At 61.6% G+C, this 22,283-nt stretch carries 23 protein-coding genes and 1 pseudogene; 13 read left to right on the top strand and 11 right to left on the bottom strand.

What is annotated here, in order from left to right; all coding sequences use genetic code 11:
- Positions 1–40 precede the first annotated feature (40 nt).
- Positions 41–877, bottom strand: a complete 837-nt coding sequence (locus V3C33_19240) for a hypothetical protein (GenBank protein ID XAS67527.1) — start codon at positions 875–877, stop codon at positions 41–43.
- 131 nt (positions 878–1,008) lie between these two features.
- Positions 1,009–1,221, bottom strand: a complete 213-nt coding sequence (locus tag V3C33_19235; GenBank protein XAS67526.1) for a heavy metal-associated domain-containing protein — start codon at positions 1,219–1,221, stop codon at positions 1,009–1,011.
- Positions 1,222–1,334: 113 nt separating this feature from the next.
- Here V3C33_19235 and V3C33_19230 point away from each other — a divergent pair, with 113 nt between their 5' ends.
- A complete protein-coding gene (locus tag V3C33_19230; protein XAS67525.1) occupies positions 1,335–2,507 on the top strand; it encodes an NAD(P)/FAD-dependent oxidoreductase in 1,173 nt (390 codons plus the stop codon).
- A gap of 677 nt (positions 2,508–3,184) precedes the next feature.
- Here the strand turns inward: V3C33_19230 and V3C33_19225 are convergent.
- Positions 3,185–3,682, bottom strand: coding sequence for a universal stress protein (locus V3C33_19225; protein XAS67524.1), 498 nt, complete (start codon positions 3,680–3,682; stop codon positions 3,185–3,187).
- A 110-nt stretch (positions 3,683–3,792) separates the two neighbouring features.
- Positions 3,793–5,223 (bottom strand): MFS transporter, encoded by a 1,431-nt coding sequence (locus tag V3C33_19220; protein ID XAS67523.1) that lies wholly within the window; start codon positions 5,221–5,223, stop codon positions 3,793–3,795.
- Between the two features lie 761 nt (positions 5,224–5,984).
- Here V3C33_19220 and V3C33_19215 point away from each other — a divergent pair.
- On the top strand, positions 5,985–7,271 hold the full coding sequence (locus V3C33_19215) for an EamA family transporter (protein ID XAS67522.1): 1,287 nt from the start codon (positions 5,985–5,987) through the stop codon (positions 7,269–7,271).
- A gap of 295 nt (positions 7,272–7,566) precedes the next feature.
- On the opposite strand, the gene V3C33_19210 is transcribed toward V3C33_19215, so the two are convergent.
- On the bottom strand, positions 7,567–8,373 hold the full coding sequence (locus V3C33_19210; GenBank protein XAS67521.1) for an NAD(P)H-binding protein: 807 nt from the start codon (positions 8,371–8,373) through the stop codon (positions 7,567–7,569).
- Positions 8,374–8,455: 82 nt separating this feature from the next.
- Here V3C33_19210 and V3C33_19205 point away from each other — a divergent pair, with 82 nt between their 5' ends.
- Complete coding sequence (locus V3C33_19205; protein XAS67520.1) at positions 8,456–8,869, top strand: helix-turn-helix domain-containing protein; 414 nt, start codon at positions 8,456–8,458, stop codon at positions 8,867–8,869.
- Positions 8,870–8,973: 104 nt separating this feature from the next.
- Positions 8,974–9,498, top strand: a complete 525-nt coding sequence (locus V3C33_19200) for an AAA family ATPase (protein ID XAS67519.1) — start codon at positions 8,974–8,976, stop codon at positions 9,496–9,498.
- Between the two features lie 37 nt (positions 9,499–9,535).
- Here V3C33_19200 and V3C33_19195 read toward each other — a convergent pair whose 3' ends face one another.
- Both V3C33_19195 and V3C33_19190 read right to left on the bottom strand, forming a co-directional pair.
- Positions 9,536–10,288, bottom strand: coding sequence for a DUF5677 domain-containing protein (locus tag V3C33_19195; GenBank protein ID XAS67518.1), 753 nt, complete (start codon positions 10,286–10,288; stop codon positions 9,536–9,538).
- A gap of 359 nt (positions 10,289–10,647) precedes the next feature.
- On the bottom strand, positions 10,648–11,013 hold the full coding sequence (locus tag V3C33_19190) for a VOC family protein (protein XAS67517.1): 366 nt from the start codon (positions 11,011–11,013) through the stop codon (positions 10,648–10,650).
- A gap of 90 nt (positions 11,014–11,103) precedes the next feature.
- Between V3C33_19190 and V3C33_19185 the strand changes: the two genes are divergently transcribed.
- Both V3C33_19185 and V3C33_19180 read left to right on the top strand, forming a co-directional pair.
- The gene (locus V3C33_19185) at positions 11,104–12,054 is read left to right on the top strand and encodes a WYL domain-containing protein (GenBank protein ID XAS67516.1); all 951 of its coding nucleotides are present in this window, start codon (positions 11,104–11,106) and stop codon (positions 12,052–12,054) included.
- Between the two features lie 301 nt (positions 12,055–12,355).
- The gene (locus V3C33_19180) at positions 12,356–12,673 is read left to right on the top strand and encodes a hypothetical protein (protein XAS67515.1); all 318 of its coding nucleotides are present in this window, start codon (positions 12,356–12,358) and stop codon (positions 12,671–12,673) included.
- A 227-nt stretch (positions 12,674–12,900) separates the two neighbouring features.
- Here the strand turns inward: V3C33_19180 and V3C33_19175 are convergent, their stop codons facing one another.
- On the bottom strand, positions 12,901–13,626 hold the full coding sequence (locus V3C33_19175; protein ID XAS67514.1) for an IS630 family transposase: 726 nt from the start codon (positions 13,624–13,626) through the stop codon (positions 12,901–12,903).
- Between the two features lie 79 nt (positions 13,627–13,705).
- On the opposite strand from V3C33_19175, the pseudogene V3C33_19170 reads away from it, so the two are divergent.
- The 3 genes and pseudogenes from V3C33_19170 (at position 13,706) to V3C33_19160 (ending at position 15,458) form a co-directional block, all read left to right on the top strand.
- Positions 13,706–14,289 (top strand): annotated as a pseudogene (locus V3C33_19170) (IS3 family transposase).
- 119 nt (positions 14,290–14,408) lie between these two features.
- Positions 14,409–14,834: a hypothetical protein gene (locus V3C33_19165; GenBank protein XAS67513.1), complete on the top strand. Its 426-nt coding sequence runs from the start codon at positions 14,409–14,411 to the stop codon at positions 14,832–14,834.
- A gap of 156 nt (positions 14,835–14,990) precedes the next feature.
- Complete coding sequence (locus tag V3C33_19160; GenBank protein XAS67512.1) at positions 14,991–15,458, top strand: HIT domain-containing protein; 468 nt, start codon at positions 14,991–14,993, stop codon at positions 15,456–15,458.
- Positions 15,459–15,505: 47 nt separating this feature from the next.
- On the opposite strand, the gene V3C33_19155 is transcribed toward V3C33_19160, so the two are convergent.
- Entirely contained in the window at positions 15,506–16,027 is a 522-nt protein-coding gene (locus tag V3C33_19155) for an adenylyl-sulfate kinase (protein ID XAS69799.1), read from the bottom strand.
- Positions 16,028–16,702: 675 nt separating this feature from the next.
- Positions 16,703–17,779 carry an IS630 family transposase gene (locus V3C33_19150; protein XAS67511.1) on the bottom strand — a complete coding sequence of 359 codons (1,077 nt, stop codon included), beginning with the start codon at positions 17,777–17,779 and terminating at the stop codon, positions 16,703–16,705.
- A gap of 224 nt (positions 17,780–18,003) precedes the next feature.
- Here V3C33_19150 and V3C33_19145 point away from each other — a divergent pair, with 224 nt between their 5' ends.
- A complete protein-coding gene (locus tag V3C33_19145; GenBank protein ID XAS67510.1) occupies positions 18,004–18,249 on the top strand; it encodes a hypothetical protein in 246 nt (81 codons plus the stop codon).
- A 41-nt stretch (positions 18,250–18,290) separates the two neighbouring features.
- Here the strand turns inward: V3C33_19145 and V3C33_19140 are convergent, their stop codons facing one another.
- Entirely contained in the window at positions 18,291–18,530 is a 240-nt protein-coding gene (locus V3C33_19140) for a hypothetical protein (GenBank protein XAS67509.1), read from the bottom strand.
- 99 nt (positions 18,531–18,629) lie between these two features.
- Here V3C33_19140 and V3C33_19135 point away from each other — a divergent pair.
- The 3 genes from V3C33_19135 to V3C33_19125 all read left to right on the top strand — a co-directional run bounded on the left by V3C33_19135 (position 18,630) and on the right by V3C33_19125 (position 21,381).
- A protein-coding gene (locus V3C33_19135) for an IS3 family transposase (protein ID XAS67508.1) occupies positions 18,630–19,840 on the top strand; the annotation gives its coding sequence in 2 pieces (ribosomal slippage) (positions 18,630–18,888 and positions 18,888–19,840; 1,212 coding nt in all).
- A gap of 267 nt (positions 19,841–20,107) precedes the next feature.
- Positions 20,108–20,719: a sigma-70 family RNA polymerase sigma factor gene (locus tag V3C33_19130; protein ID XAS67507.1), complete on the top strand. Its 612-nt coding sequence runs from the start codon at positions 20,108–20,110 to the stop codon at positions 20,717–20,719.
- Positions 20,716–21,381 carry a hypothetical protein gene (locus V3C33_19125; GenBank protein ID XAS67506.1) on the top strand — a complete coding sequence of 222 codons (666 nt, stop codon included), beginning with the start codon at positions 20,716–20,718 and terminating at the stop codon, positions 21,379–21,381. The genes V3C33_19130 and V3C33_19125 overlap by 4 nt, the downstream gene beginning before the upstream one ends.
- Positions 21,382–22,283: the final 902 nt, after the last annotated feature.

The raw sequence follows: 22,283 nt of genomic DNA, 5'->3' as shown, positions 1-22,283 counted from the left end.
TGATCATGGGGATGGACCAGGCTCGTGGCGTCTGTGGTGGTCAGTGGCCGGAATGTCCGGCAGACTCGCCCGGATCCGCCGACTCGGTGGGTGCGGCGGACTTGCCCGGAGCCGCGGGCTGAGCGGCGGGGGTTGCGGTGGCGGTGAGGACAAATTCGGCCGTGTGGATCTGCCCGTCGACCTGGAAGTCCAGGTAGAGCAGGTAGCGTCCCGGGGTCGGGGCCTCGGTCATGAATTGCACGTCCGGGCCGGAGACGGCGCCGGGGCGGGGTTCCTCGCCCTCTGCGTGGACGTGCAGGTAAGCCAGGTCCCCTTCGCGCAGGGCGACGAGGTGTCCGTAGGAACCCAGGTACGGCTGCAGTGTGGTGACCGGTTTCCCGTCACGGGTCACCGAGACAGTGAGCATGGCATGTTCGCTGGCGCTCAGCGTGCCGGTGAGCTCCACGGTGTAGCCGTCGACCGTGTTCGCGGCGGACACCGGCCCCGGCGTGGCCGGGGTAAATTCTCCGGCCGCCTGGACCGTGCGGGTCAGGGTGATGTTCTGCCCCGTGGTTGCCGGGACGATGTCCGCATAGACCCGGTAGCTGCCGGCGGCGTTCCACTTCCAGGGCAGTGACCATACGCCATGGGCGTCCATGGTGGGATGCACGTGGCGGAACTGGGTCCCGTCCGTGCGCACCACGATCAGGTGGAGCAACTTGTCGTGGGAGGTCTCGAAGTCGGTGACCGGCTTTCCTTTGGCGTCGGAGATCGTGAACGAGAGCGTTCCCTCCTGACCTGCCGTGCCGGGGGACGAGACATCCCCCAAGAGGAACCCGTCCTGCTCCATCGACAGGCCCTTCACTGAGGCCGCCGGCTGTGTGTCGTTGCTGTCCATGACATGTTCTTCCGTTGACTGTGTCCAAGCCGCCGCGGTGTGGGCGGGGACCACTGCGCCTGCGGTAGCAAATGAAGCGGTGAATAGGGCCGCCAGTCTCGCTCCAAAGAGTCCGAGCTTTACGGGGACCTTCACGGGACACGCACCGCCCCGTAGCCGGCTTCCTCGACCGCTGCGAGGACGGCTGCGTCGTCCAGCCGGGCCTGGCTGGTCACGACAAGCCGACCGGTCTTGGCGCTCACGTCAATCGACTGGATGCCTGCTATCTGGCCGATCTCTTCCCGGATCGATGTCTCGCAATGACCGCAGGTCATTCCGGTCACCTGATATTCGCTCGTTGCCATTGAAGTCTCCTCTGCTGGTTCGATATATACCCATAGGGGGTATTGGTATACTCAACGATATACCCCTGTAGGGTATTCCCGTCAAATGTGGACAACAATTAATCGAGGTAGATATGACTGAGACAGGCATCGCCATCATCGGGGCCGGAGCCTCTGGACACAGCGCAGCGACGACACTGCGCCAGGAGGGTTACCAGGGTCCAATTACTTTGGTGCACGCCGACCGCCAGGGCCCCTACAACCGCACTCTGGTCAACAAGGCTGTCCTCCAGGGGCTGCTGACCGCGGAGCAGATCGCCCTCCCCGCCTTGGATGGACTGGGCATCGACGTTGTGGCAGATAGTGCGGTTGCGCTGGACGCGGACCGGCGCGCGGTCCGGCTCGACCAGGGCGGCGAGCTTCCCTACGACGCGGTCATCATCGCCACTGGCGCCAACCCGCGCCAGACGGTCGCCCCCGCGGCAGGACTCCGCGGGCACGTGTTCACCATCCACACCACCGAAGACGCAGCACGCATCCGCGACCGGCTCAGCACCGGAATGCCGGAGCAGATCAGCGTGACTATCCTCGGTGCCGGCTTCATCGGTGCCGAAACGGCCAGCTACCTGAACGGGCTCGGAGTCAGCGTCGACCTCGTCTCGCGGGACCTGACCCCGCTGGCCGGAGCCGTCGGCCAGGCCATTGGTCAAAGCATCACCGAGCTGCACCGCAAACACGTCAGAACCCACTTCGGGCGCGAGATCATCAAGGTATCGGCCGATTCGGACGCGGTGACCGTCCTGCTCGATGACCAGACGACCCTGACCAGCGACATGGTGATTCTCGCGCACGGCACAGTCCCTTCGACGGACTGGATCGGCAACGCGACCGGAGTCGGAATCGCCGTCGATGAACGGCTGCGCGCTGGGACCATCGAGCACGGATACGCCGCCGGTGCTGTCGCTATTCATCGCAGCCTGGCCGGTGTCGACTACCGCATCGATCACTGGGACGCCGCGGCCGTGCAAGGCGGCCACGCCGCAAGGACCCTCCTGCACGACTACTACGACGCCCCCGATCCGGGACCATACGTGCCCACGACCGGGTTCACGCTCCAGCTGTATCGCACATCAATCGCTGCCTTCGGCGCGCTGCTCCCTCAAGGCAGGCAAGAGACGGCCAACCCTGGACCGGCAGGCGGTCTCACGACCGCGTTCTTCAGCGACGAGGGCCGCATGCACGCGATCTCGGGGATCAATGCCGGACGCACCCTCCAAAGCATGCGAAGCAACCTCAAACGTCCGTAAAACAGCCATACCAGGGGTGCAATGAAAGCCCGGTCTCGCGAATGCCTTAGCGCTGTACGTCGGCTACGGCTTAGCTTCTGAAGGCTGATCGGACGAACCTACTCGGCGCTCTGGGCTCACCGAGGCGTCATCGGTTGTCGATGGCGCCTTGGTGACCTGCCTATTTGTCCTGTGACGATCCCGGTTGAACCGCTGTGGGTGACAGCAAGGCGCCCCTCAACCGAGGGGCGCCTTGACCGGGCAATAAAAAACGACATTCACCGATTTGGTCTGCTTGCCGGCCATAAGTGGCTACGAGTCCATGCGACGCATGGGGCGACAGCCAGGCGGCTGGGCCCCATCCAGCGACATGACGGCTCCAGCGATGATGCCCATGCGAGCATCAAGGGCGGAGAGCGCCCGACAAACGCGCCGAACGGGTAACCGAGACCAAACGAGAGCATCCGTCCGGTCGTGTTCACCCGACTTTGCAGCTCATCCGGCGTGGTGCGTTGACGCAGTGTTGTGGCGGAGATACTGCCCAGTGGTACGCCGAGCGCCAAGTTAGGAAGAGCGCGGCATGTCCACGTACAGCGAGGTGGACAGGGCGGTAACGCCTCCAAGAACGGCGGAGGGGTTCACATTCACATCATGCATCTCTGCCCGATGGATCCGGCAAACCCGCCGTCGGCGATTGCCTATTTTGTGCCCGTCGTTATCCGGTTATTGCGGCGAGCCAAAGCCACCGAATCCGAAGGGATCACGAGGGTCGGGCGGGTGGCATGGTGAAGGACGTTCGCCGACGTGCTTCCCAGCAAGGTCGCTTTGAAGCCACGCAACCCGCGGGAACCGAGGACGATCAGATCGACGTTCAGTTCCTCGGCAGTTTCCACTATGGCTTCGGATGCTGTGGCCATGGTGGAAGAGATTAACGGCTCGGCGATCAGGCCCAGGCTGCGGGCCTGTTGCGCGCCTTCGGCGGCTATCTGTTCCGAAACGTCGAGCGCTGCAGCGTCGAGGCCCTGCAGTTCCTCCAGTGCCGGATGGCCTTCCAGGTGCGCGGCGAAGCCCTCTAGCGGTTGGCGGGCATAGAGCAGCACCGCTGTAGCGCCGGGGAAAAGGCTTGCGACGGTTCGCATTGCACTCTGTGCGTTGGGTGACCCGTCGTAGGCGATTAGCAGTTTTGGAGTGGACATTTGTGTTTCCCTTTTAATCATTGATGGTGAGGCTGGTTGCGTTCGGCGGGTTTACCTGAGGAGATGAATCGGCGGCCGGAAGGGCGCAGATTCATCAACCCTCCTGCCCGCTACAACGAGATCGATTCGGCGGACGCAGGGGTGGATGCCCGTGGCTTAGTCATCGCAAAGGCTGTGGTCACTGCTCCGACCAGGGCGAGGATTCCTGCGCTGATGAAGGCTGCCGAGTACCCCTGGGTCAGCTCTACCCGGGAGGGGCCGGTACCGGAGATGCCGTAAACGATTGCCGTGAGGGCTGCGAGTCCGAGCGCGGACCCGATCTGGTAGCTGGTGCTCACTAGCCCTGCGGCAACGCCGGTTTCGGCGGGCGGTGCCGCGTTGATGGCGGTACCGAGTGAGGGGACGAACGCCAGCGACATTCCGAGAGCAGCCAGAAGCGATGCGGGTAGAACGTCGGCGGCATAATTGCCGTCGGGGCGAACGAAGGAAAGCCACACGAGTCCGGCCGCCAGAAAGAGGAGGCCGGAGACAATCAGCGATTTCGCGCCGAATCTCTCTTGAAGCCGTGGTGCCAACGCGACCATGACGAGAACGACCAGGCCGGTCATCGGGAGGAGCGCGGCGCCGGCAGCGAAGGCAGTCGCGCCGAGAACCTGCTGTAGATACAGGTTCAGGAAGAACCACATAGATACCCATGCCGCACCGAGCAGTAGCTGTGCACTGTTGGCAGCCCCGAGCAGGGGTGCGCGAAGCAGGCCGAGGCGCAGCAGCGGGCTGCGGCTTCGTGCCTGGATGATGAAGAAGATCACCAGCAGGACGAGGCCGCCGGCCAGCACGCTGAGGGTGGGCAAAGTGAGCCAACCGACCTCCGGGGCGTTAACAACGGCGTAGACGATCGCGGCGAGCCCGCCTGTCACTGTGAGGGCCCCGCCGATGTCGATCGACCCCGACACCTTTCGGACGGTTCGGGGGAGTGTTGTTGCCGCAAAAGCGAGTACGAAGACCGCGATCGGAATGATGACGTAGAACACCCAAGGCCAGCTCGCATACTCGGTCAACACTCCTCCGAGGAAGACTCCAGCAGTGCCTCCGATTGGCGCCGCTGCGCCGTAGACAGCGAATGCCTTGGGAAGGTCGGACGTGCCCCCAAAGAGCATCATCAGCAGAGTAAGCGCCGCTGGTGCGATCATCGCGGAACCGGCACCCTGGATGGCGCGGCCCGCGATCTCGAGTCCGACGTTGTTGGCGGCTCCCGCCAGCAACGATCCCGCGATCAGGATGAGCCAGCCCAGCACAAAGATCTTCCGGGCACCGAAGACGTCGGCAAGGCGACCTCCCAGCAGGAGTAGGCCACCGAAGGCGACCACGTAGGCGTTGAACACCCACGACAGGGACTCTGGCGTGAAGCCGAGATCTCTTTGAATATCGGGCAGAGCGACCCCGATGATCGAGGTGTCCATGATGACGACGAACTGCGCTGTAGCTATCAGCACCAGGCCGAGCCACCGCTTCGCTGGCGATAGTGGTGGGTGGGTAGACATGTGATTTCCTCCTGAGAAACGAGCGGTAATACCCGGTAGGGGTATAGCATATACCCATAGGGGGTACGGGTGTCAATTGGAATTTTTGGCTGGCAAATGCCCTGTCAATCGAGTTAGGGGCGATACCCGAGGGGTATCCGAGGAGGAGTGTCATGGTCGGCTATGCGGACAAGAAAGCAGACTCCCTGAAGCAGCTGCCCGCCCAGGAGGTCCCCCATAGGCGGGCATCCAGCTCGTCCACCGCCCTCACTCGCCATGCCTTCCGCGCGGTTGAAGCTGGGCCGCAAGAGCGTGGATGGCATACACCGGATGCTTCTCGGCTTCATGGTCCTGGGGCGGGCGTATTCGGTGCCGACTCCGGCTTGCCGTCTTTGCGTTGGTATCACCGGTTGTAGAGCGTCCAGCATGGTTGCCGCCGACAGGTCGCGAGACTACCGCCACCGTCTAATCGCCGACCGCCCACTGCTGCGATACTTTGCGTTAATTACCCCAGGGGGGTATCGTCACACTCACTACACTACCCCCAGGGGGTATAAGTTCGATATGGATTTGTTGGTGATCCATCGATGAAACGGCAATGGCACGACGTGCCATTCGGTTCGATAAGCGATTGAACAACTGGGACGGGATAAGTGCCAGCGGAAATTTGTTACGAAACTGGCGCCGTCAGTTACCCGGCACTTCTTGACAAGGAGGCTCAATGAAAAAGCGTACAGAGAGCGGCAGCGCTTCCGTCCTGGCAGTCGAACGCTTGACTGTCTATGGTGCCGATTGGTGCCGATTGGTGCCCGGACGTGCACCGGAGCCGGAAGACGCTGGAATTGGCTGGTATCAGCCACATCTACGTCAATCTCGATCAGGACAAATCCGCCAACACTCTCGTCCGACGACTTCAAGGGGGCAAGCGGCCCGCATCCCCCTGTTGGTATGGCCAGACAACTCGTTCCTTGTCGAACCCTCCGACGACCAACTTTCCGGACACTCGATGCGCCAGGCAGAGGCTTAGCATGCGTACCGCACCCCTACCAGGTGTCCAAGGACCGGACAGCGGTATGCGGGAAGGACAGTGGCGGGCGATGTTGACAGGTCGTCTCGGAGTAGTTGGAGCTTTGCTGCTGGTCGGCCTACTGTGGGGGAGCTCGTTTCCCCTGATCGCCGTAGCGGCTCCTACATTCGGAGCTGTTGGAACGACGCATGGACGATTCATCGTCGCAGCGCTGGTGCTTACACTGATAACGGCTTCCAGCAGGGCGACGTGGCGGGTGATCGGGCACCGATTCCCGGCGTTCCTGCTGCTGGCGGCACTTAACGTCGCTGGGCCTCTCACGCTCGTCGCAACCGCAATCGTTGGGCTCAACTCTTCCATGGCGTCGATCTTGAATGCCACGACGCCGATGTTTACCGTATTCGTCGCCGCATTTTGGCTTCGACAGAGGGTCATCTGGCGCAAAATGCTGGGGATTGCGATAGGTATTACCGGCGTCTCGGTGCTAGTCGGAGGGGCTCCGCTGCAGATGGATAGTCGCGCCATGCTTGCCGTTGGCACATCTCTGACAGCGGCGCTGCTGTACGCACTGGGAGGCGTCTATACCCGAAAGGCATTTCAGGGCACGCCACCCATGGCATTAGCCCTCGGCCAGCAGCTTGCTGCTGCAGCCCTCCTAGTGCCCGTGACAGCGGTCGCGCCTCCGCCAGGTTCAATTACTGCCGGTCCGCTGATTGCGGTGGTTTTCCTCGGGCTGGGAGCTACCGCCGGCGGATACCTGGTCTACTTCTGGATAATCCGCCAGGCGGGGCCAGTGGCGGCATCGGCAGTTACTCTTCTGGTCCCCATCTCGGCGTCAACCATCGGCGTGCTGTGGTTGGACGAGCCCATTACATTCGGGCTCATCGGTGGACTTGTTATCATCCTCGCCGGAGTCGGCCTGCTCCTGGATCTCCCGCGAGCTGCACACTCACTAAGCAAGGCTTCCGCCGAGCAGGTGGACAGCGCGGATGAACCTGTGCGGGGCCACGACCAAGATAGAACTCGTGGGCGCTGGAAATAACCATGACCACGCTGCCCGAAGCGGCGACAATATCCGTCCTGCTGGCGGTCTCCGAAACAGCGGGCACTTTCGTGGCCAACTGTGGGCAGTTTTTATAGCCGCCAACAGCTAGCTAACGGCAGGTCGGGAACAGACTGCCCGTAAGCCGGTCCCCCTGCGGACGGTCCTCGACGAGCGGTCGTCGCTGTCTCTGCCGCGTGTGGTGAGGGCCGTCTACTGACCTGCACTCGTCTTTGGAAACTGGCACGAGAGATCGTTGCTGACCGCCCTGGCAGAACGGTCAATATTGCTGCTGCTATTGCCCTTGGGCGGCAGCAGCCGCAACGGCCAGCGGGTTCCGCGGAGCCCGCCCGAGAAGCTGGGTGATGTCTTCGGTGGTTTCGTCAAGGAAGCCGTGGGAGACAGCGGTGTGTATGGATAGCAGCATGGCCGGTTGGAACGGCAGAAGCGCCGCAGTGTTCAAAGCCCTGCGGAGATCCGCGAGTGTGCCCGGCTTGTAGGTTGCCCCCAATTCGTCGGCGACGTCCAACGCGGAGATCGCCTCCGTGCCCACGAGGTTGTACGTTCGTCCGGCGTGTGGCTGTGGATCCTGTACGACGACTGATGCCGCCTCAGCGAGGTCCTGACGGGCGATCGCCGCAACACTGCCGGGGCCGAACGGCGCCGTGATTGTGCCCGCTTCAGGTGTGAGGAGTTGTCCGATCAGTTCCGCATAGAGGCCGTTCCGTAGGATCGTCCAGGGAACGGTGCCCTGCTGCAGACGTCGTTCGGTCCAGCGGTGGGCCAGGGCAAATCCCAGGTGGTCGCCGCCGTCGGCCTCGCTCGTGTAAATGATGTGCTGAACGTTGCTGCGTTCGGCAGCGGTGATGACGCTTTCGTGCCGGGCAATCACGACGTCGTCCTCGGCCGTGCCGGCGGAGACAATGACAAGGGTGCCGACACCACCAAAGTCGAGGGTGTCTGGGTCGTCGAAGTTGAGCAGGCGCTGGCGCGGGTCGTCGCCCGGCGTGCGGGTACCGCCTACCGCATCGACTCCGGCTTCTTTGAGATGGTGGAGGATTGCCTGGGCGAGCTGGCCCGAGGCCCCGGTAACGAGAATCATAGACTGGCTTCTTCCGCTGGTTCTTTTCAGTAACTAGACCCATCTTCAGTAGCGTTGGGCACGGCCACAAGGAGGCACTTTCGTGTTAGGCAGTCACACCGGGGTAACCGCTGCCCTGGAACCGTGCGGCAGCACCGAGCACCCGGACTGCGGCATCCGCGACGTCCTCGACCGGATCGGGGACAAGTGGTCAGTCCTGGTCATCGTCGAACTGGCCTCCGGGGTGCGGCGTTTCCGGGAGCTGCAGCGAGCCATCGACGGGATTTCCCAGCGGATGTTGACGCTGACCGTTAGGCGCCTTGAACGTGACGGCTTGCTCACCCGGACCGTTTACCCCACGGTCCCAGCGCAAGTCACCTACGAACTCACGGCCCGCGGCAGCGGCCTCACTCATTTGGTTAAGCAGCTCGCGGTCTGGTCGCTGGAGCACAAGGATGCCATTGGACGATCGCGGGACCTCTACGACGAGGAGAACCCGGACAACGCGATCCGGTAGCTATCGAATGGAATGACCGCTCGGTTGGTCTTACACGCGTTCGCTGAAGGATCGGTTTACGGGCGCCCAATGAAAGGACACTTTGTGGCGCTAGAGTTCGGTCCATGATTGTTTGGCTCAACGGCACCCACGGGGCGGGAAAGACGACGACGAGCGCGCTCGTGCAGCAATTGCTGCCCGACGCGCGCGTCCTCGACGCTGAGAAGGTCGGCGAGGTGCTCATGGACGTCAGGCCAGGGCTTCCTGCAACGGACAACTTCCAGCACTGGGAGCCGTGGCGGACGCTCGTTATCGAAACCGCTCGGCGCGTGCTCGAGTTCACCGGCGGCACACTCGTGATGCCGATGACCGTCTTGGTCGAGAGCTACTGGCGGGAGATCAGCGGTGGCCTTATCGAGTACGGCATACCGATCCGGCATTTCGTGCTCCACGCCGACCAGGCCACGCTCCGCGAGCGGATACAGAACGACAAAGTCCTCGGTCCCTCGACGTTCCGCTTCTCGTACGTGGAGCCCTACGCCGAGGCAGCTCGTACCTGGCTGCACAATGAAGCCGAAGTCATCGACACCACACACATCACAGCGGCCGAAGCCGCGCAGCAGATCGCGGATTCTGTGCTTTGCCGCTGACGGATCTCGCTAACCGCACCAGCGGTGGGGGTCAACGCTATTTTGACTTTCGGCGCAAATTCGACTGGATACCGAGGCGTTCACCGATCTCCTTCAGTTTCACAGCGTTAGGGTGGCCGTCTGCGACTTCATCCAATGCTGTAAGTGCGATGTGCAGCAGCACGACCTGAAGAGCCAAGGCAAAATTTGTGTATCGGAACTTTGAAAGGTCAGCAAACGCCAAACCGTCGTCTTCCATCTCTTCCATGTACGAGTCGATAAGTGAACTGCCAGCATGGGAGAACTCCGAGAGGAGTCGGTAATAGCCGTACATCCATTCCGCGCCGACCAACGACTCACACCGCTGTTGAAAAATTCTGGCTTCGGCGCTTGCATGTTTCGCGAACTCGGCAATTTCCGACTGAAGATAGGCGTCGTCAGCATCGGGCTCGCCAGCGATGACGGCCAGATCCTTAAGAAGGCGGAGTCGCTTGGTGCCTCCATCATGGGCTGCGGCCGCTCCAGAAAACGGCGTAACTGCCATCCACGCTGCTGTAACGGCGCACTCCATGCTCATACGAACCAAAGGCATGGACTGTATAAACATGCCGTTTTCAACTAGAAGTAGTATCGAACGCGTAAGCGCCACCGTGTGCTCCACTTGTGCGTGGATCGACAACCCCCTAAGAAGTGTGTGATCCATCACTTGGATTGTGACCGGGTCCTCGGCGGACACCATAGAAAGCAGCTCGCGAAGTGCCGCCGCAGATTCATCAACCGTTGGCGGCTGGGTTCCAGTTGTCTTCCCCATGGAAGCAAAACTACTACGAGGCATTCCCAAGCAAGTCGGGCGGCCGCGTCGCTGTCGGGGAACCGGCACCGCTCAGCAAGCTCGGGTGTCCCGGCAAAGGATCCCCTTGCGGGCTGCGAGGTGTCAAATAGCGCTGCGAAAAGACCGCCATTTATCGCCGCGAATCACAGCCCAGGCCAGCAACTGCGCGGAACCTGTCAACATGCTCCTCGGCACGGTGATCGACCGGCTTACGGGGCAAGCGTTCGCAACCGCGACAGCCGCAGTCCAATCGTGAAACCCGCGCCGGGCCTTGGGTCGACGGTCCAGGCCCGGCCTTCAGGGAGGGGAATTGTTCAAAAAGCCGCCTGGGTGACTGCTCAGTCGACGGGGGAAACTCGGATGAGGTTTCCGTCGGGATCAGCGATCACGAAGGTGCGTCCGAAGACGTCCTCGTGCGGCTCTTCGATGACGGTGACTCCCTTGGCCGTCCAGTCCGCATAGCGGTCGTCTACGGCGGCCTTCGAACCCGACAGCATGAGTCCTACCTCGCTGGCGCGGGGCGACGCCGCCATGACAGTGTCGCCTCGGCCCGACCACAGGGCGAAGAGCACGCCCGGGGCGACCTCGAACGGGACGTAACGGGGTGTGACGGCGACGGGTTCCATCTCGAACAGGTCGCTGTAAAAGGCAGTGGAGCGCGCGACATCCGTGACGTAGATGAGGAACAGGTTCGGTGCTGCCATGGGGATCTCCTTTTGTTGGTGTTTTCTGACTTTCCCATCCTGGCGTCAATACATGACATCTGATGTCCTGTATTGATCAATAATGATGAAATGAAGCCCCAGCGCCTGCTCTCGATGATGTTGCTGCTCCAGACCCGTCACCGCATGACCGCCTCGGACCTGGCTGACGAGCTGGACGTATCCGTGCGGACGGTTCTGCGGGACGTGACGACCCTGGCAGACGCCGACGTGCCGGTGTTCACTGAACGCGGCCGCTACGGCGGCATAGTTCTGCTGCCCGGGTCACAGCTCGACGTGTCCAAACTCAGCCCGACTGAGATCGACGCCTTGAAACTGCTGGGTCTGGACCCTGGGCAGGCGCGCCAGCTCGGCGTCGACGCACCAACGCGCACCGCCCACCGGAAGCTTGCTTCGCGCCGTCCCGTGGCCGGTCACTCCTTGTTGCCGTTGTCCGAGTTGGTCGTCGTGGATAACATGCCCTGGTTCAGCCCCGAGACACACGGTGTCGGCGTCGCCCATCTCGGCAGAGATCTGCAAGCCGGCCGGCGTTTGCGGATACTCTATCGGAGCAGTGCCCAGCGGGGTGCCTCATGGCGCACGGTTGACCCGTACGGTCTCCTGGCGAAGGCGGGCCGTTGGTACCTGGTGGCAGATATTAACGGGGCACCGCGGCTGTATTCGCTGGAAAGGGTCCGGAGCTGGGAGGTCTTGCCAGCGGGCCGATGCCTGCGCCAGGGTGAGTCGCTGGCCAGTGTGAGCCGGTACCTGAGCGCATCGGTTGAGAACCGCAGCGGCATCACTGTCGTTGCAACGCTTGCAGTCGACAGGCTCGACCTCGCACGACGGATCCTGGGCTCACGGCTCACCGGCAACAGACCGCTGGATGCTGGCCGGGTCGAGATCACCGTGGTCTACGACCAGGCGGAGGCCGTGCGTCAGCTGCTGCAATTCGGCGCCCACCTCCGTGTCACGAGCCCGCCCGAGGCGCAGTCCGTGATGCGGGACGCTGCCACCGCCACGGCTGCGCTGTACCCAGGCTAAGCAAGGAGGCTGACGATAACCCGTCCTGCGGTTCAGCACCACTTCTGGGCTTGCGCCAAAGAAAGATCCCGAGCAGGTGGTTGTTCGTGTCCCGCAACCCGTTCCCCTATCGAAAACGGCCTGCGCCGTCGAGCGATCAAATCCACAACCCGAACGCTGCCGACTGCTGAGTGCCAGCTGAAGGATCGGTTTACGGGCATCAGGACGACCGCTTCGGTGCCGATGCTGGTGAGTAGGAAAGCTATTTCCATGAATCCCTTGGCCGACCCGGCGCTCAATATCTCAATGCCGGGACAATCAGATGAGCGAGCTATTCCGCCGTCGCATTGCGTTCCCAAACGCGCTGCTGCTGCTTCAAACCGAAGATGCCCCGGTTCCTGACATTGACGGAATTGCGAACACGTGGCAAACCTCCAGCATGTTGGCACTGGCTGTTCTGCACGACGCCGAGGGGACAGTAGACCTGCAGATTTGCACAGATACGCCGTCGCCGGACCTTCTCCTTCTGTTCGATGGAAGGCTCCGATCTACGCGCAACCTGGTGCAGCTCATCACCGTGTACTTGGATACCGTTGCAAACATCAGAATCCCTACCGATCACGTGGACGTGCGCGTATAGGGAGATGACCAAGGGCAACCTGAGGTTGTCATAATCGAGTGCCTGACACCCGTGGAAGTTGATCAGCCGCGGCTTGTGTAGCAAACGACTACCCCACGCCGGACGGTCGTTAGGTCCTCCGGGCTTTAACTGCCTGCACGAGGCGCAGCGCGAAGTAGACGACGGCGGCAACGCTCACCGTCGTCAAAATCCACGTGCCATCCATGCTGAGCGCCGGGCCGCTAGTGTCACGTGTTAATGGTTTGTTTTCGTTTGATCTTGCCGAGTAGGTAGTCGGCGGTTTTGATCCAGCGGAATGGTTTGGCGCTCTCGTTGTAGTTGGTGATGTAGGTTTCGATGGTGTCTTCGAGGTCTTGGACCGAGTGGAAGGATCCCCGCCTGATGGCTTGGCGGGTGACGAGGCCGAAGAAGATCTCGACCATGTTCAGCCAGGAGCAGCTCGTCGGGGTGAAGTGCATGCTCACGCGCGGGTTGGCGGCCAGCCAGTCCTTGACGTTTTGGTGCTTGTGGGTGGCGTAGTTATCGCAGATGACGTGCAGTTCAACGTCCGGATGGGCGGTCGCAACCTGGTTCAGGAAGTCTACGAACTCGGTGTTGGTGTGCCGCTGGTAGAAGGCGTTGGCACTGACCTTGCCCGTGAGTACGTCCAGGGCAGCGAAGAGGGTCGTGGTCCCGTTGCGCTTGTAGTCGTGCGTCTGCTGGGATGCGTGTTTCGGGGACAGCGGCTGATTCGCATGCGTCCGGTCCAGGGCCTGGATCTGGGTCTTTTCATCGATGCTGACCACGACTGCGTTTTCCGGCGGGGAGATGTACAGGCCGACCACATCACGCAGCTTGGCCTCCAGCTGCGGGTCGGTGGAGAACTTGAACGTCTCGATCCGGTGCGGCTGGATTTTCCATTTGCGCCAGATCCGGGCCACGGAGGAAAACGAGATCGCGAAACGCTCGGCCATGATCCTGGCCGACCAGTGCGAGATCCCCAGTTCCGCCGGCGGCTTCCCATCATTGACCAGGGTCTCGGCAATCAGCCCGCAGGCCAAGACCGCGCACATCCGCAACCACATGCTCGATCAGGACGGGAAGCGGGACTTCACCTCCACGGTGCCGGTGCCCGTCTCTGCGGGGACATCACGTATCTGCGCACCGGCGAGGGATGGCTGTATCTGGCAACCGTGATCGACCTGTGCACGGGCATGATCATCGGCTGGGCGATGGCCGATCACATGCGCGCCAGGCTCTGTACCGACGCGCTGGCAATGGCCCGTGACCACGGGTATCTCGAAGCAGAAACAACGGTGTTTCACTCTGATCGGGGCTCCCAATACACCTCTGGCGAATTCCAGAAATGGTGCGCCGGGAACCGCGTCACCCAGTCCATGGGAGCCGTCGGGGTGTGCTGGGACAACTCAGTCGCCGAAAATTTCTTCTCACACCTAAAGACCGAGATGTACCACCATCACACCTTCGGCAACCGGCTCGCCGCTAGAACCGCTGTCATGGAATATATCGAGGGCTGGTACAACCGCCGCCGGCCAAACCGGCGGGCCGGCGGCATCCCTCCGGCAGAAGCCCTCGCCACCCATCAGACCCGTGCCCAGGAACCCCTGGCCGCGTAACTCGAATCAACCACGAACTGTCTCAAGAACTTGACGACCGCACATTAGGCATAGCCCTGTTGCCTATCTGCGGAGCGTTGAAGTGCAGTCGTGACATAGTTGGACCGAACATGGGGGGCATGCGTGTGGCAACAGGGGTATACGTTCCGAATGAGCTGCTATCCCGGCTGGTGGGATCCCGGATGTACTCGATCGAGTTCGTACTCAACGACTACGTTCAGTTGCGGTTCGATGGAGTGCCGGGCGTCAGCGATCACGCCACGCTGAACTGCTATGTATGGCCTATTGTTCAGATGGCCGATCGTCCCTGGCACGAGCCGGACATTGGCTACGCGGATGCGCTACGCCGTTTGACTCCCGGCGCCGTGACGTCCACGAGCGAAGCCACAGGTACTGGAATCGTCATTGAGCTCAATACCGGCGCGGTGGTGATTCATCCTGCTTTGGACGAGGTCCACGTCGAGATCGCCGAACTTATGGGATTCGACGACAATGCCTGGATGGTCTGGCGCCCAGGCGAGGAAAGCTTCGAAGACCTGCGCTAACACGACGGTCGAACAGCCCGTAGCCGCCCTGGCAGCGTTGACTGCCCGGAATCATCCTGAACGTCAGTGCCCGCTGAAGGATCCTCCACCGGACGCAGCGGCGTCCGGTGGACGACCGGCTAACGGGCACACGTTCCAGTCGTGTACACATGGAGCATGGGGCTAGAGGTTCAAGAATCCGACCGGGGCGATTGCCTGTTCTGCGGCATCGTTGAGCGCGATCCTGGAGACCAAATTTTCTTTGCCGACAATGACGTCGTGGCTTTTCTCGATATCGCTCCAGCGACTCGAGGGCACACCTTGGTCGTGCCACGCATGCACGCGGCCACCGCGTTCGATGTGGGAGGTGATGAATTTTCAGCCACAATGCGAGGCGTCTGGAGCGTTGCCAACATCCTCAAGCGACAGCTGAATCCTCAAGGACTGACTCTGATTCAGAGCAGCGGCGAGGCGGCATGGCAGGACGTGTTTCACCTGCATGTTCACCTCATTCCTCGATATCAAGGAGACGGCCTCGTCCGCCCTTGGGGCCAGGTTCCGAGCAAGCCTGAGGCGGTTGGACAGATAAACGATTCCCGCGCTCTAACCGTCGACCTGCGCGGAGCAAGCGGCTACGAGGAGTAACCCGCCCGCTGAGGGATCCCCTACCGGACATCACGCATGGTAAGTCCTTATTCCCATTCAGTGAGTGCGAGCAGATTGGCTGCGACGTTTGAAGGATCGAGATCGTCGGTATCAATCCGGTGCACAGAGCCAGGAGCTTCTTCGTCGAGACGGCTCGCCATGGCAGCACTTCGACGTAACAGGCTGGAGTCTATTGCTCCGTGATTCCGTCGTTCTAGCCTCGGGCGCGTATGCCTGTCACTACTGCGCAACAGGACAGCAGTTACAAGCGGATGGTCGCCCATCGCGGCAGTGAGACTCGGCAATGTGAGGACGGCCGCGGTGTTCGTGTAGATGAGCCGGTGGTAACCAAGCAATCGATAGGCCGACCACATGGCTGCAAGGTTGCGCTCGGTGAGATTCACCTCGGGGAATGCGAGGTGCGGTGCTGGGTGAGCGAGATCGAGAAAATCCCCCTCGATAACGGCGTGCCGAATGTCCAACGCGACTAGTTGTTCGTGGAGGGTCAGCGCGGCGGTGGACTTACCAACGCCCGAGCGGCCACTGATGAAAAGAACGTGAGAGCGCATCTGGTCCACTGTCCTAGCTGTGGCCAGCTCCCGCAAGGCGTGTCCACAACTACACATAGCAGTTTGAAATTGCCAGAACCCCGCCGTCTTTGCTCAGAGATTTGATGCGTTCAAGTGAGTGCGCGGTCGTACCAGTCATGGCCGTCACCAGTCTCAGCAGCAGGCGTCGTCAGCGTGAATCCGGCCCTAATGGCTACAGCAGCGGATGATACATTTCCTGGTTCGACTCGTATGAGAGCTGAACGAACAGTAACGAAGGGACGCAAGAATGCCAGAGCGAGGGTCACTGCACGAGTAGCGAACCCGCGACCGCGCCAGTCAGGGTATAGCCCGTAGGCTAAATTGGCCTGATCAGATCGGTAGGTGGCCTGGTTGAGTTGGACGTCAATCGTCCCGACGAGGGAATCATCGGTCGCGAGCCGAATGGCGAATGTGAAAATGGGTCCGTGGTTTACCCACATTTGCTGAACGTGCTCGAGATACCGTTGAACGGATTCCGTCGTGCCAGGTCCGCCATTTAGCCAACGAACCAACTCGGCATCCTCGCCGGCAAGATGGTCTACCGCATCCTCAACTCCCAGAGGACGCAGCACTATGACACCGTCGCTGATGACAACCCCGCCAGTCTCCGCCATTACCCAGATTCTAGATGCTGGATGATCTGGCGAGCTAGTGTCACGTGTTAATGGTTTGTTTTCGTTTGATCTTGCCGAGTAGGTAGTCGGCGGTTTTGATCCAGCGGAATGGTTTGGCGCTCTCGTTGTAGTTGGTGATGTAGGTTTCGATGGTGTCTTCGAGGTCTTGGACCGAGTGGAAGGATCCCCGCCTGATGGCTTGGCGGGTGACGAGGCCGAAGAAGATCTCGACCATGTTCAGCCAGGAGCAGCTCGTCGGGGTGAAGTGCATGCTCACGCGCGGGTTGGCGGCCAGCCAGTCCTTGACGTTTTGGTGCTTGTGGGTGGCGTAGTTATCGCAGATGACGTGCAGTTCAACGTCCGGATGGGCGGCCGCAACCTGGTTCAGGAAGTCTACGAACTCGGTGTTGGTGTGCTGCTGGTAGAAGGCGTTGGCACTGACCTTGCCCGTGAGTACATCCAGGGCAGCGAAGAGGGTCGTGGTCCCGTTGCGCTTGTAGTCGTGCGTCTGCTGGGATGCGTGTTTCGGGGACAGCGGCTGATTCGCATGCGTCCGGTCCAGGGCCTGGATCTGGGTCTTTTCATCGATGCTGACCACGACTGCGTTTTCCGGCGGGGAGATGTACAGGCCGACCACATCACGCAGCTTGGCCTCCAGCTGCGGGTCGGTGGAGAACTTGAACGTCTCGATCCGGTGCGGCTGGATTTTCCATTTGCGCCAGATCCGGGCCACGGAGGAAAACGAGATCGCGAAACGCTCGGCCATGATCCTGGCCGACCAGTGCGAGATCCCCAGTTCCGCCGGCGGCTTCCCATCATTGACCAGGGTCTCGGCAATCAGCGCCAGCTCATCGATCACCGGTTCGCGGCCCGGACGCGGAACATCCTGCAGTCCCTCAACACCGTCCCGAACGTAGCGGTTCCGCCATTTCAACACCGTTGGAGCCGAGAATCCGGTCGACTTCTCAATCTGGATATTCGCCAACCCATCGGCGGCCAGCAAAACGGTCCGGGCCCGAAGAGCCACCGTCGCCGAGGAAGACTTCCCCCGCGTCAACGCCTCCAGCAGCTCCCGATCACCCTCACGCAACACCAGCGCTTTCGCCACATAAACCATGGTCCAAGTCTGACAAACAATCAGACCCAAAGGAATCAACGACACGCTACACTAGAGAAGGCGGAACATCTGCAACAGCAACGCCCGTAAGCCGATCCGCTTGCGGGCGGCCGGCTTAGGACACCGGTCAGCCGGCAGCAACGGTCAACGCGTCGAGGACCAGCCGCCGGTACTTTTCTGGGCTGTTGACGGCTTGGCTGGCTGGGGAGGTATGCCCATCCGAGGTGCGCGATGGCGCGTTGGCGGAGGCTTTGTTGGGTCGTTGCCGGCAGGCGAAGATCGAGCCGCCCGGACGCGTGAAGCGGATTATTGGCGCGGCACGGGCGCTGTTTGAAAAGCAGTTCTGCGGTTCGATTTTCGAGCGACTTGGCTCCGCCGGAATATCAAGTCTGGAAGCTCTGCTTGCTGATGGCACGGCGGGGTCAAGGTTCTTCGCGCCGGAATCCCAGCGCGTTGAGACCACCACTTGAACCTGCCATTCACCGCTCCGAGATTGCCCCTGGGGACAGCTTCAGGAGTACTGGGCCTTCGTGGCCTGCGCGACGAAGTACCGGATGCCGTCTCTGGCAGCGAGAAGACGGGTAGTGTGCTCTCCACGCATCATGACCGGGACACGCATGGGGAGGACGTCAGCGGTGGTCGCTTCACGGTCGAGTGCGCTGATTCGTGGGGGCGTTGATGTGCACGCAGTGAGTGAGAGCGCAGCGGTGATTGTCGTGGTGATGGCGGTTATGCGGGCAAGTCGTTTCATGGCGCTGTCCCCTTCAGGCGTGGTCCCTGCCTGACCCTACCGGGCATGCCCTGCGGCCGTATGGTTTTGTGAGACAGCTTGATAGGAGCTCTTTCCCGCATGACCGATCGTAAGAAGTACACGCAGCAGTTCAAGGATGAGGCTGTTGAGCTGGTGATTTCCTCTGGCCGTCAGATCTCACAGGTGTGTCTGGAGATAGGCGTCCTTGAAGGCACGCTGGGGAACTGGGTGCGCAAGTACCGGGAGAATCATCCGGATCGGGTAACCGCTGGCCAGGAGAAGGCGCCGGTGTCTTGGGAGCAGCATCAGAAGGCGCTGGCTGAGATTGCCAGGCTGAAGCAGGACGTCGATTTCCTGGGAAAAGTCAGCGCCTTCTTTGCAGCGAAGCAACGGTAGAGGATTTCTACGAGTTCATCGAAGCAGAGAAGGCGAATCATCCGATCGCCTGGTTGTGTCGGGTCCTGAAGGTATCCCGGGCCTCTTTCTACCGGTGGCGCAACCCCGCGGGTCCTTCCCCGCGGGCCGTCCGGCACCAGCGGCTGGTTGCCGAGGTTACTGACCTGTTCGAGAAGGAAAAGGGCCGCGCTGGCCGTGACCAGCTGACCCTGATGCTCAATGCCAAGGGCGTGCAGGTCTCCGCCCCCACGGTCGGGGCGGTCATGCGCGAGCAGGGCCTGCGGGCCGTACGCACCAGGGCGTGGAAGCAGACCACCGTGCAGGACCCGCAGGCCAAGACCGCGCACATCCGCAACCACATGCTCGATCAGGACGGGAAGCGGGACTTCACCTCCACGGTGCCCGGTGCCCGTCTCTGCGGGGACATCACGTATCTGCGCACCGGCGAGGGATGGCTGTATCTGGCAACCGTGATCGACCTGTGCACGGGCATGATCATCGGCTGGGCGATGGCCGATCACATGCGCGCCAGGCTCTGTACCGACGCGCTGGCAATGGCCCGTGACCACGGGTATCTCGAAGCAGAAACAACGGTGTTTCACTCTGATCGGGGCTCCCAATACACCTCTGGCGAATTCCAGAAATGGTGCGCCGGGAACCGCGTCACCCAGTCCATGGGAGCCGTCGGGGTGTGCTGGGACAACTCAGTCGCCGAAAATTTCTTCTCACACCTAAAGACCGAGATGTACCACCATCACACCTTCGGCAACCGGCTCGCCGCTAGAACCGCTGTCATGGAATATATCGAGGGCTGGTACAACCGCCGCCGGCCAAACCGGCGGGCCGGCGGCATCCCTCCGGCAGAAGCCCTCGCCACCCATCAGACCCGTGCCCAGGAACCCCTGGCCGCGTAACTCGAATCAACCACGAACTGTCTCAAGAACTTGACGACCGCACCCCCGCTACATGGGTACCGTTAAGGTCAGCGTCCGCTGAGTCTTTGAAATCTATGCCAAAACTTTCACGCCTTCAGCTGCGGAAGGGAGTCAACCCACTCGGGGTTTTGTGTTGGTGGGCAGCAAACGGGAAAGAATTTTCGCTGATTGCCCTGGGACGACGAAAACTGTTTGGCGGATCGGGAACCTTTTGGGGTCCTGCGGACACTACAAGGTATGAGGCTAATGGGGGAAACCGACGAAGACCTGTGGCGTAAGTGCATCGCAGGCGACGCTGATGCCTTCGGGGTCCTGTTCGACAGGCACGCCGACGCCGTATTCCGGTACTGCCTGTCCCGGTGTGGTTCCTGGCACGACGCGGAGGAACTCGTCTCGATTACCTTTTTGGAGGCGTGGCGGCAGCGGAACAGGCTCAGACCGGAGAGGGACACTGTCCTGCCGTGGCTGCTCGGGGTAGCAACGAACGCGAACCGCAACCGCGCCAGGGGAGCCCGGCGGCACGCCGATTTCCTTAGCCGGCTGCCGCACTCCGATCCCCGGCACGGCGAACACGAACCCGACCATGCGGAATCCGTTGCCTCGAGGCTCGACGCAGAGCGTGCCGTCCGCGAACTGCTCCACACGACGGCTGGGCTGAACGACGGGGAACGGGACGTCGTTGTCCTGTGCCTGATGAACGGGATCGGCCAGGAAGAAGCCGCCGAGGCCCTCGGCGTACGGACCGGGACAGTCAAATCGCGACTGCACCGTTCACGGGCCAAGCTGGCCCCCATGAACCGGGCGCTAGAGCCCGTCGAACAACTCGACACGACGATCGTTGAAGCGAGGCTGTCATGAACCTGTCTGAAGTGACCTACCCGAAAGACACGAAAAGCCGCGTCCAGAACCTCCTCGTCCAGGAAGCCCGCCGGTCACCCAAGCTAATCCCGCGGTGGCGCAAACCGGCAATGCTGACCTTCGCCGGGCTGGCACTGGCCGGCACCACGGCCGCCGGCGTCTACGTGGCACTCGCCCCTGTGGAAGACAAGCGGGACATCCGCTGCTACTACCACGCCGACCTCACCACCAGGCCCCCGGTGGAAGGGTCGCCGGGGGAGACAAAGCCGCCTTACATCACCACCGGGATTTTCATCACCGGATTCGATGAGAAGAACAACCCCAACCCGGACGATAAAAACGCCGGAATGAAACAGGTCAACGACCCGATAAACCAGTGCAGTCTCGTATGGGACATGGGAAACATGAACCTAGCTGGCATTAACGACGACCTCATCCCCGAGGGTTTCATCTCCCCAACTCCAGGTGATATGCCCACTGCAGAGGCAGTTGTGGACCAGAACGGCAAGCCCCTTTTCCCGGATCCCGCCCTTAGGTCGTTCGGAAATTACATACCGTTCCTGACGGCATGCGTTGTGGACGGCACCGTGGCGGTCATCCCCGGCCCTTCTGAGGTCTGCGCCCAGCTCGGCATTCCTGCACTCGACGAAAGTAGCCGCTAGCCGGGGCCCTACGGCGTCCTGTCAGAACATCGCGGGTGACAGTAGGCCGGCAACTCTCGCGAGTGATTGTGACGCGTTGACTGCGCCAGCCCTGCAATGCATTAAGGCTCCAGTCGATTAGGCAATCCCATCAGGGCAACGGCCCCGACACAAAACCGTCAAGTCGGCTCTGAAGGTTCGTCCGCAGTGCGTCCGTAAGCCGATCCTTTACCGGACGCCAGCGCGTCGCAGCCTCTCGGATGCTTGCCGGGTGAGCGCGTGCAAAGCGATAGGCGGGGATTGGAAGAGGCTCTCGCCCCTGGCATTGTGTAGCGCCGGCCAGAGACTCGCAGCCCAGGCAACTTCGCGCTCTTCAGTGGTGAACACTTGCCCTCTTGCCCGTTCATAGCAATCAATGAATTCTTCCGAAGCTTCCAAGGACGCAAGTGTCGGGACGGTGGTGCTGGCGAATGCTCCCGAGGCTGCACCGACAATAGCCGCTGCCGGAAGGGCCACGAGGCTGTCCCAATCGTGGACCGCCCGGGGGCTGGCATCTTCCCAGCGAAGGTTCTGGCTCTCCCAGTCTCCATGGCCGGCAACCAGTGGAAGCGTCGCTCGGGCGAGCCGATCGGAAACGGTGCGGGCAATTGCGTGCACGTGGCCGGGTACGCGGTCCTGGTCCATGGCGTCGACAACTGGATTTGGAGGCCACAAGCTACCGGTCGGGGGATTCCAATGCATCCACGGTGGAGGCGTGCCAAGGCCGGTCGGAGCCTGCGCTTCGAGGATTCCTGCCAGGTCCGCCAGGAGTGAAGCCGATCGACCAGCGAAGGCCAAGTCTCCATCGGTGTGCATCCTCCCGCCGGGGCGCCAGGACTCAGCACTGACCACCATCCTGGGGCCGAGCCTGTCCGCGTCTGTCA

The organism is Micrococcaceae bacterium Sec5.7 (genome assembly GCA_039636785.1).
Taxonomy (GTDB): Bacteria; Actinomycetota; Actinomycetes; order Actinomycetales; family Micrococcaceae; genus Arthrobacter.
Note: the sequence above shows the minus strand (reverse complement) of the source record. Positions and strands in the feature narration are given on the sequence as shown.